The 8,056-nt window shown below is 43.1% G+C and carries 8 protein-coding genes; all 8 read left to right on the forward strand.

Annotation, left to right across the window (positions count from 1 at the left end; translation table 11 throughout):
• On the forward strand, window positions 1-438 hold a 438-nt coding region (locus tag ACFSCZ_RS19105), incomplete at its 5' end, for a hypothetical protein (protein WP_380776569.1).
• Between the two features lie 32 nt (window positions 439-470).
• On the forward strand, window positions 471-1,373 hold the full coding sequence (locus tag ACFSCZ_RS19110) for an ABC transporter ATP-binding protein (RefSeq protein WP_380776571.1): 903 nt from the start codon (window positions 471-473) through the stop codon (window positions 1,371-1,373).
• A gap of 1 nt (window position 1,374) precedes the next feature.
• Window positions 1,375-2,109 carry an ABC transporter permease gene (locus tag ACFSCZ_RS19115; RefSeq protein WP_380776573.1) on the forward strand — a complete coding sequence of 245 codons (735 nt, stop codon included), beginning with the start codon at window positions 1,375-1,377 and terminating at the stop codon, window positions 2,107-2,109.
• 5 nt (window positions 2,110-2,114) lie between these two features.
• Window positions 2,115-3,242 carry a sensor histidine kinase gene (locus tag ACFSCZ_RS19120; RefSeq protein ID WP_465270191.1) on the forward strand — a complete coding sequence of 376 codons (1,128 nt, stop codon included), beginning with the start codon at window positions 2,115-2,117 and terminating at the stop codon, window positions 3,240-3,242.
• On the forward strand, window positions 3,242-3,847 hold the full coding sequence (locus ACFSCZ_RS19125; protein WP_380776575.1) for a response regulator: 606 nt from the start codon (window positions 3,242-3,244) through the stop codon (window positions 3,845-3,847). The genes ACFSCZ_RS19120 and ACFSCZ_RS19125 overlap by 1 nt, the downstream gene beginning before the upstream one ends.
• 134 nt (window positions 3,848-3,981) lie before the next feature.
• The gene (locus ACFSCZ_RS19130) at window positions 3,982-5,349 is read left to right on the forward strand and encodes a sigma-54 interaction domain-containing protein (RefSeq protein ID WP_380776581.1); all 1,368 of its coding nucleotides are present in this window, start codon (window positions 3,982-3,984) and stop codon (window positions 5,347-5,349) included.
• A 162-nt stretch (window positions 5,350-5,511) separates the two neighbouring features.
• Window positions 5,512-6,477, forward strand: coding sequence for an agmatinase (gene speB / locus ACFSCZ_RS19135; RefSeq protein ID WP_380776583.1), 966 nt, complete (start codon window positions 5,512-5,514; stop codon window positions 6,475-6,477).
• Between the two features lie 22 nt (window positions 6,478-6,499).
• Window positions 6,500-7,906, forward strand: a complete 1,407-nt coding sequence (locus tag ACFSCZ_RS19140; protein WP_380776577.1) for a sodium:solute symporter family protein — start codon at window positions 6,500-6,502, stop codon at window positions 7,904-7,906.
• The last annotated feature ends 150 nt before the right edge of the window (window positions 7,907-8,056 follow it).

Consider the following 8,056-nt stretch of genomic DNA (forward strand, 5'->3'; position numbering starts at 1 on the left):
CGACAAGCGCTGGAGAAAAAACCAGTAAAGGTGTTTTTACCTTCATTGGTTTTTTTGAAGCGACCTCGAGCGCCTGGCGCCCGCAGCTGGACAAAAGGAAAAGCGAAGGGCGCCTGCCTAGGGGCGACAAGCGCTGGAGAAAAAACCAGTGAAGGTGTTTTTACCTTCATTGGTTTTTTTGAAGCGACCTCGAGCGCCTGGCGCCCGCAGCTGGACAAAAAGGAAAAGCGAAGGGCGCCTGCAGCTGGACACCAAGAAAAGAAAAAGCCACCTGCATCAAAATTCAGTTACTCTATCATAACCCCGCCTGAATATCAGAACGGGGTTAAGGAGATTTGGGGCAAATATATCATTTTCAGAGAGACATACGAACAAGGAAATGACAATTGTCACCTCGCTTTCATGACAGAATCTACTGATGTCCCCAATGGAAAATGAATACAATAAAATCATATCGCGGAGGTGGTCACATGGATACAGTCGTAGAAATCGACCGGCTGACAAAAGTTTTTAGACAAAAGAAAGCGGTGGACGATGTGTCGTTTTCCATTCGTAAAGGAGAAATTACAGCGATTCTAGGTCCTAACGGTGCAGGCAAAACAACAACGATGTTAATGATGCTGGGGCTGCTCAAGCCGACAGAGGGAAAGGTACTTCTATTTCAGCAACATCCAAAAGAACGATTCGTACGGGAAAATCTTGGGGTTATGCTTCAGGAGGTCAGTCTAATGGACGCTATAAAAGTGAAAGAACTGATCCAATTGTTCAGGAGTTATTATCCGCAGCCCATGGGCCTGGATCAACTGGTTACACTTACAGGCTTGAGTGAAGAGGATTTAAACCGGAGGACAGAAAAACTTTCGGGTGGACAAAAAAGAAGAGTTGCATTTGCCCTTGCGCTTGCCGGGAACCCGGAACTGCTCTTTTTTGATGAACCGACAGTGGGCATGGATAATACCTCCAGAAGACTATTTTGGAAAACAGTTCGTGGATTTGCAAGGCAGGGGAAAACGATTATTTTTACTACCCATTATTTACAGGAAGCCGATGAGTATGCTGACCGGATCATTTTATTTAAAGAAGGAAAGGTTGCGGCCGACGGAACTCCAGATACAATTAAGAAAGAGCTGACAAGGCAGTTTGTTTCATTTATATCTCCCGATGAAATACCGGCTGATTTATTCTTACAGATGCCTTTTGTTTCTGACGTATATGAACAGGAAGGAAGAACATACATCATTTCGGATGATACCGATTCGGTTCTGTTTATGATGTTTGAAAAGAAATTATTTGTTCAGGATATTCGCGTGGAAAAAGGAAGTCTGGATGAAGCATTTGAGCACTTGACGATCGAAGAAAAGGAGGCGATCTAAAATGACAATGCTCATCAATCAATGCAGAATCGAGATCCTTCGGGTTTTTCGAAATCCCTATTTTGTCTTTTGGTCCCTGTGTATGCCGATTCTTTTCTATTTTATTTTTACAAAGGTGATGAACTACGGGAATGATCATCCAATAGCAAATGCCCATTTTCTGATGTCAATGGCCGCTTTCAGTGTCATGGGCAGCGCCATTTTAACCTTGGGGATCCGAATGGTAGAGGAGCAGACAAAGGGATGGTCCCATTATATGAGAATCACTCCATTATCCAGTACCATTTATTTTTTTTCCAAAATAGTTGGCCAGTCTCTTGTTCATGTGTTTTCCATTACCATAATCTTTTTGGCTGGTGCGCTTATCAGCGGAGTGTCGCTTCCATGGTTCCAATGGCTGATGTCGGGATGTTGGATTTTGCTTGGATCTCTTCCATTTCTGATGATGGGCGTATTGGTCGGTTTGATGAAGCGGGTGGATACAGCTGCCGGCGTAAGCAATGTGGCTTATATGCTTCTGGCAATTACCGGCGGGATGTGGATGCCCATGGAGTTCTTGCCTGATACGGTTCAAGCGATAGGCAAATCACTGCCTGCTTTCCATTATGGAAACGGTGCATGGGAAATTATCCGGGGAAATGCTCCTGACATTCAAAATGTTTTGATTCTTTCAGCTTACTTTGTCGGTTTTATGTTACTATCAAATTATATAAGAAAGAAAAAGGAAGCGGTGTAGGCAGAGTGGGTGCAAAGTTCCAAATATTCCCTAGATCGTACGGTTTTTTTCCATATGTTTTTTTGGTCTATCTGGGTTTTCCGGCCTATTATCTTGCCTATGAAACAGGAGCGAAGATGGTGCTCGGCTACGCTTTGCTCATTATTTTTCTCATTTCATACAGACAGCTTTATTGGCAGGATTATAAAGATATAAAAACTCATCGCTGGATTATCGTTGAAATCATCATTATGGTTGTATTGAGCATTTGGTATAATCCCTATCTTTTATTAATGGGCTTTTTCCCTGCCAATTTTATTGGATGGTATCAGGATAAGAAATACTTTTACTATGCACTGGCCGGATTTTCAGCATCACTTATAATATCTTTCGTTTGCATTTTACTGTTGCAGCCTGGCGTCAGTTTCCTCTATTTTATTCCGTTTTTGGTGATTATGATCACATCTCCGTTTGGCATTAAATCCATGTTTCGGTCAATGGAGCTGGAAAAAAAGCTGGATCAGGCGAATGAACAGATTAAAGAATTGGTCAAACGGGAGGAAAGAGTGAGAATAGCGAGGGATTTGCATGATACATTAGGCCATACGTTATCCCTTATCACTCTTCAAAGTCAGCTGGTTCAAAAGCTGTTGGAAATAGATGGTGACCAGGCCAGAGTCAAAGCCAAAGAAATCGAAGTCACTTCACGTGCTGCTCTAAAACAGGTGCGAGAGCTGGTTTCTGATATGAGGTCCATCAGCATTAAAGAAGAACTTGCTGATATCAGGAAGATATTACAAGAAGCCGGGATTTCTTATTCCTGTGAAGGGGAGGAAATGACTTCAGACATTCCGCTTTTGCAGCAAAATATTTTAGGGATGTGTCTCCGTGAAGCTGCAACAAATATTGTAAAACACAGCCATGCCAGTAATTGCCGGATACAGGTGAAGAAAGAGCGGGGGTATTTTGTCATCTGTGTATCAGACAACGGTCATGGATTTACCCCTCAGCAGCAAGAAGGGAACGGGTTGAAGGGAATCAAAGAAAGGCTGGCGATCGTTGAGGGAGAGCTTTTCATCCATTCAGTGAAAGGAACGTCCCTTCTGATGAAAGTTCCCATCGTCAAAGCACAGGAGAAGGAGGGGATTGCCTGATGATTCGTGTAATGATTGCTGAAGATCAAGGGATGCTGCGGGGAGCTCTGGGCTCTCTTCTTGATTTTGAAAATGATATCAAAGTAATTGCCAAGGCTCAAAATGGGGAAGATGCTTTAAAGCTTGCACTTGAATTAAAACCTGATGTTTGTCTTCTCGATATTGAAATGCCGATAAAAACAGGTCTGGAAGTAGCGGTGGAATTACGTGATAAACTGCAAGATTGCCGGGTGATGATTTTGACGACATTTGCAAGGCCGGGTTATTTCGAGCGGGCATTAAAGGCCGGTGTATATGGATATTTGCTGAAAGATGGTTCGGTCGATAACCTGGCTGAAGCCATTCGGGGCGTAATGAAAGGGAAGAAAGAGTTTGACCCGGAACTGATTATGAATTCATATAAAGCAGATAACCCGCTTACCGAGCGGGAACAGGAGATATTGACATTGGCAGCCAAAGGGAATACATCAAGGGAAATATCCGGCAAACTGTTTTTATCAGCGGGGACTGTCAGAAATTATATGTCGGAAGTCCTGCATAAATTGGATGCCAAAAATAAAATTGAAGCGATCTCCAAAGCAAAAGAAAAAGGATGGATCGAATAACCGATATCCCATGATCGGTTTTTTTCTTTTTTTGGGGATGGTTGTGATAAAATATCTTCATTAATAAGATGCGGAGAGGCCACGCAAAGAAGGAGTGGGCAGAGGTGGATGAACAAGAGATCCTTGAGTTGGAAATGCAGGCGATTTTGGATGTATCCAATGATAATATTGTTATCACGGATGGCCACGGGAAAGTGTTGAAAGCCAGCCCCAATTGCTATTCAATCTATGGAATGAAAACAGATGAACTGCTGGGGAAAAATGTGGATGAACTGGAAAGGATGGATGTTTTTTCACCCTCGGTCACAAAACGGGTCATTGAGGAAAGAAAAGAAGTGCAGCTAATGCAGCATACGCTGACAGACCGCTATGTGATGGCTACGGCGCTCCCTGTATTTGATGATCGGGGAAAGATAATCCGGGTGATCAGTTTTTCCCACGATTTAACGGAACTAAGACAAATCAAAGAAGATTATGAAGAACTACAGTCAAAAATGGCTTATTATGAGTCTGAGATCAAGGAACTGCGGGATAAGGAACAGAACACAAATGGGATTGTATTAAAAAGCAAGGAAATTCATCAGGTATGGCAGTTGATCCAGCGGGTGGCGGCATCCGATGCTACGGTTGTGTTCCTCGGGGAATCCGGCGTCGGAAAAAATGTGTTTGCAAGAGCCATTCATGAGAAAAGCATCCGAAGTAAAGAAGCTTTTGTGGAAGTCAATTGCGGTGCTATTCCTGAAACCCTGTTTGAATCGGAAATGTTCGGTTATGAACGTGGAGCATTTACCGGAGCCGATCAAAATGGAAAACCGGGTCTGATTGAGCTTGCAAATAAAGGTACACTTTTTTTGGATGAAGTGGGAGAGCTGCCCTTAAACCTTCAGGCCAAACTGTTAAAAGTAATCCAGGAAAAGAAAGTGACAAGAATCGGAGGAACGGAGCCAAAAGCGATTGATTTTAGAATTATTGCATCAACAAACCGGGATCTGAAAGAAATGGTGGAAGCAGGGAAGTTTCGCGAGGATCTGTACTATCGACTCAATGTTGTGCCAATTACCATCCCCCCTCTAAGAGAACGAAAGGATGACCTCTTGTATTTATTTGACTATTTCCTTGACATGTTTAATGAGAAATATGAGACAGACAAAGTACTTCATGCGTCTACAATTCGTGAAATGCTGGAATATAGCTGGCCGGGAAATGTGAGGGAACTGGAAAATTTAATGGAGCGTCTTGTGATAACGACCGAAAGCAGGATGATTTATCCAGATACACTTCCTTTTCAGCGTCAGCATGGTTTTGCACAAGAGACAATGGAGGAAGAGGTAGAGCAGGCGGAACAGGCAGCCAACCTGCCTGAAGCATTGGAGGAAGTAGAGATCCGTTGGCTGAAACGGGCATATAGACAATACAAAACGACATATGAAATGGCCAAATATTTGGGGATCAGCCAATCGAGTGTGGTCAGAAAGTTGCAGAAATATAAAATTAATTCATAAATGAATTTCAATCCGTTTTTGCATTAGACAATAGAGGTTTGATGCAAAAACGGATCATTTTTTTGAGCACAGCTCTTTAAAACAAGGAGATAATAGTTGGCACGGATCTTGCTAGATATAAAGTGTAAATATTTTTATTGATGATATAGGAGGATTTACATGATGTATAAACCTAGAGATTCATCCATGTCTCCACGATTTGTTGGAAACAGAACATTTATGAGATTAGAACAGGTCAGAACTACTGACAATATAGATTTTGCTGTTCTTGGAGTTCCGTTTGACACTGCAGCATCCAATCGTACAGGACAGCGGCTGGGACCACAGCATATCCGTGACTTTTCCGTATTGCTCCGTCCGTATAACCCCGATATGGATATTGATATTTTTGAATATTGCTCAGGCGTTGATTATGGTGATATTGATGTCATTCCTGGAAACGCTCTCCGCACGTATGACAATATCGTAGAAGGACTCATGCCGCTGTTGGAGAAAAATGTGATCCCCGTTATTATGGGCGGCGACCATTCTATTTCACTTGGAAACCTTCGTGCTTTCCATAAAAAGTATGGAAAAATTGCTCTTGTTCATTTCGATTCACATGGCGATACATGGGAACATTACTACGGGGAGAAATATATGCACGGAACACCATTCAGACGTGCAGCCGAAGAGGGATTGCTTGATCTGGAACACTCCATTCAAGTCGGAATGAGGGGACCGCTTTACGGTCCAAATGACATCGAAGATGCACGGAATCTTGGCTTTGAAGTCATCCCGATGAAAGAAGTGCGGGAAATAGGCTTTGATAATGTGATGAAAAGGATTCATGAGCGAGTGCAGGACCGACCTGTATTTGTCACGTATGATATAGATTTTGTGGATCCTGCATATGCACCCGGAACAGGAACACCGGAAGTAGGGGGACCCACCAGCTATGAAGCATTGGAATATGTACGTGGCTTAGATGGCCTGGACGTAGTGGGATTTGACCTAGTGGAAGTGCTTCCGACTTATGATTCCAATGAAATAACGGCTGTACTGGCTTCAGCTGTGATCTATGAAATGCTGACACTGGTTGCTTTAAAGAAACGTCGCATGCTGGAAAAGAATAAGCCTCAGAAGTAATGCGGGGTGAGGGGGAACATTCATGAACGTTAATTCACTTGATGTTATTATTATGATTCTATATTTATTGCTTTTGGTTGTCGTTGGGATTATAGGTTCCAGACGTGCCAAAACGTCTGAGGACTATGTGCTCGCAGGTAGAAACTTAGGATTTTTTATGTACTTTGGATGTCTGGGCGCTGTCATTTTAGGCGGTGCCTCCACCATCGGATCTACCCAGCTTGGATATGAATTTGGGATATCCGGCCTGTGGCTGGTGGCTATGCTTGGTCTCGGTATTATGCTCTTGGGAATTTTCCTTGTAAAACGCATTTCCGGTCTTTCTGTCATGACTGTCAGTGAGTACCTAAGCAAGCGCTTTGGTGTTGAAGCTGGTCTTGTCAGTGCGCTGATTGCAGCCACATACGCCATGATGGTATCGGTTACGCAGGTGATTGGAATGGGTACCATTTTAAATGTGCTGCTCGGCTGGGAATTAACCGTTTCCATGCTTGTAGGCGGAGGAATCGTGCTGCTTTATACCATTCTCGGCGGTATGTGGTCAGTAACCATGACAGACATTGTTCAGTTTATTATTATGACAGTGGGCATTTTCTTTATTATGCTTCCGCTTGGACTCTCTAAAGCCGGCGGGTGGTCTAATCTTCAAGCCAATTTGCCGGAAACTTATTTTTCTTTTGCCGGAATTGGCGGGGCCCAAATATTCCAGTACTTCCTATTGTTTGCACTCGGGATGGTCGTTGCGCAAGATATTTGGCAACGTATTCTTACAGCGAAGACATTGAAAGTGGCACGTGCAGGTACCTTTGCAGCCGGGGTCTATAGTGTCCTTTATGGAATCGCTGTCGCTATTATCGGAATGTGTGCGTTTGTTATTCTTCCGGGCCTGGAAGATACTCAAAATACTTTTGCCAGCATGGCAGTCGAAGTTTTGCCGTCCGGGTTGTTGGGCCTTGTTGTTGCAGGGGTCGTTTCTGCTCTGATGTCTACTGCGTCAGGAACACTTTTGGCTTCTTCTACGTTAGTGTCAAATGACATTATTAGGCAATTTTTTAAAAAAGAACTCACGGATCGTCAATTCTTGAGACTGTCCAGAACGGTGACGACGATCATTGGGATATTAACAATCGTGTGTGCTTTGTGGATTCAAAATGTACTTGTAGCACTGGATGTCGCTTATGCGCTTCTTTCAGGCGGTATCTTTGCGCCGGTTATTTTAGGGCTGTTTTGGAAAAGAGCGACTGCAAAGGCTGCGTTCTACTCCATTATCATCAGTTCCATTGTTATTATTGCAGGCCTTGCGATTCAAGGTCTCACATCAACGGCTCCCATTGTTTATGGAATTGCAGTGAGCTTTGTGATCATGGTCGCAGTTTCCTTGGCAACGGGCCAAAAAGAAGAAGAATACGTTCCAAAAGAAGAAATGTAAAAAACGAGGCGGAATCCCGCCTCGTCAGCTTGTAGAGAAAGTATATGTTTTTTTCTCTACAGGCTGTTTTTTTCTCTACAGGCTTTTTTATTTTACATTTAGACGACTTGTATCTAGATTTTTGTGTTTTTATTTTTAAGAAAAAGATTC

This window comes from Siminovitchia sediminis (genome assembly GCF_042680885.1).
Taxonomy (GTDB): domain Bacteria; phylum Bacillota; class Bacilli; order Bacillales; family Bacillaceae_C; genus Siminovitchia; species Siminovitchia sediminis.

Coding starts and splice junctions, on each gene's coding strand:
- ACFSCZ_RS19130 (WP_380776581.1), top strand. CDS start 3,982: ATGCAGGCGATTTTGGATGTATCCAATGATAATATTGTTATCACGGAT.
- ACFSCZ_RS19110 (WP_380776571.1), top strand. CDS start 471: ATGGATACAGTCGTAGAAATCGACCGGCTGACAAAAGTTTTTAGACAA.
- ACFSCZ_RS19125 (WP_380776575.1), top strand. CDS start 3,242: ATGATTCGTGTAATGATTGCTGAAGATCAAGGGATGCTGCGGGGAGCT.
- speB (WP_380776583.1), top strand. CDS start 5,512: ATGTATAAACCTAGAGATTCATCCATGTCTCCACGATTTGTTGGAAAC.
- ACFSCZ_RS19115 (WP_380776573.1), top strand. CDS start 1,375: ATGACAATGCTCATCAATCAATGCAGAATCGAGATCCTTCGGGTTTTT.
- ACFSCZ_RS19140 (WP_380776577.1), top strand. CDS start 6,500: ATGAACGTTAATTCACTTGATGTTATTATTATGATTCTATATTTATTG.